This window comes from Rummeliibacillus sp. TYF005 (assembly GCF_003844195.1).
In the GTDB taxonomy this organism is placed as follows: Bacteria; Bacillota; Bacilli; order Bacillales_A; family Planococcaceae; genus Rummeliibacillus.
This window is the reverse complement of record NZ_ML122643.1, coordinates 1-1,334: the sequence shown is the minus strand read 5'-3', so window position 1 is coordinate 1,334 and position 1,334 is coordinate 1. Positions and strand designations below refer to the sequence as shown.

2 protein-coding genes and 1 pseudogene are annotated in these 1,334 nt (G+C 34.1%); all 3 read right to left on the bottom strand.

From position 1 onward, the window contains the following. Positions 1 to 86: 86 nt before the first annotated feature. Positions 87 to 542 carry an SMI1/KNR4 family protein gene (locus CW357_RS18030; RefSeq protein ID WP_119415216.1) on the bottom strand — a complete coding sequence of 152 codons (456 nt, stop codon included), beginning with the start codon at positions 540 to 542 and terminating at the stop codon, positions 87 to 89. A gap of 13 nt (positions 543 to 555) precedes the next feature. After that, a pseudogene (locus tag CW357_RS18025) lies at positions 556 to 783 on the bottom strand (HNH/ENDO VII family nuclease); the annotation flags it as partial. Next, the gene (locus CW357_RS18020; RefSeq protein ID WP_124218834.1) at positions 773 to 1,270 is read right to left on the bottom strand and encodes a transposase; all 498 of its coding nucleotides are present in this window, start codon (positions 1,268 to 1,270) and stop codon (positions 773 to 775) included. The gene CW357_RS18020 and the pseudogene CW357_RS18025, both read right to left, overlap by 11 nt. Positions 1,271 to 1,334: the final 64 nt, after the last annotated feature.

Genomic DNA, 1,334 nt, shown 5'->3' with positions numbered 1-1,334 from the left:
GGGTGTAAAAAACTCATGAATGTTTTTATTGTAAAATGTATTTCTTGGCTAGCCGTCTAGAAATACTGTTCAAGACACTTATTCAATCACCAATCTTCTTCATCTTCCTCCCAATTTTCTTTCATTTCGTTTAAATAATTCCAAAAAAACTCTAAAAAATTGCTAGCTTCTTCAGAGTCATAGCTTCCGCTATCGACATCCCATGATATTACTGGGCATTCACCATTTCTCATCTTATTTGTATCTAAACAATATGCGAAAGCATCTACATGAATGATTACTACAATTCCCTCTTCTAATCCATAATACTTCTTATACTCATTAGTAGTCTCTACGACTGTCGCATTTACTAAACCATGACCTAGAATATCTATTCCAAATATACCGCCTGATCCGTATTTTCTTAAAAACCACTTATAACTCTCTGGTAACTGCACATGAAGTTGTTTTTCTATATCTAAAATTTTATCCTCGCTTATCCCTCCAGTAAAATCATCGTCATCGTACATCTCAATAAATCTTTCAACTGTTTTAAAGTCCATTTTGTCACCCCATTTATTTTTCTATTTCAAACTCTTTTGCTCTCCATTTCCAATATCTTATTCTAAAATTCTCATATTGAGCTTTTAATACAGGATCATTCCTAAAACTTTCACCGTTCTCTTTTAGTCCATGTAGCAATTTAGAATACTTTTTGTGTAAACTTTCTGGTATCTCTAACATAGTACCTGGCTCTTCCTGAATTAGATGATGTAAATTAACGATTGATCCATCATTCGCAAATCTTTGAGTTCGAAGGCAATGGCTGCTTGTGCTTTTCGAGGAAGGCATCTGGGTTCTCTCGAAAAGCCTTCAACTTTTTTAAATAAGCAACCTCTAGACGAAGCAGTTCATTTTCACGTTCTAACTGCTCCTCACGTGAAATTTCTTTTTCTTGAACACGTTTTGTTAATTTCGCTTTTTTAGACATAGATGGGCGCCCCTTTGTTTTTTCTTGCAGGCCCTCTATTCCTTCTTTCAAAAGTTTACTGTTCCAATTAGCGATTAAACTTGGATTATTCATCTTAAATTGAATCGCCGTCTCTTGATAAGAAGCACCTGTTTGTTTCATAATGTGTAATACATCTAATTTGAATTGAACAGAATAAAACTGCTTCTTTGTCTTTTTAACTAAGCCCTCCATACCGAATTCTTTATAAGAACGAACCCATTGTCTTACAAGAGATTTATTAGAGAGACCATATTTCTTCGTTATTAACGAATAACCCATTGAACTATTTAAGTAATCTTGTACTACCTGTAATTTAGGCTCTTTGTAAATAGTTGGGGTGGGG

What these genes read in the sequence shown, in the direction of transcription:
- CW357_RS18030 (WP_119415216.1), bottom strand. Translation starts at nt 542, where the DNA reads ATGGACTTTAAAACAGTTGAAAGATTTATTGAGATGTACGATGACGAT.
- CW357_RS18020 (WP_124218834.1), bottom strand. Translation starts at nt 1,270, where the DNA reads ATGGGTTATTCGTTAATAACGAAGAAATATGGTCTCTCTAATAAATCT.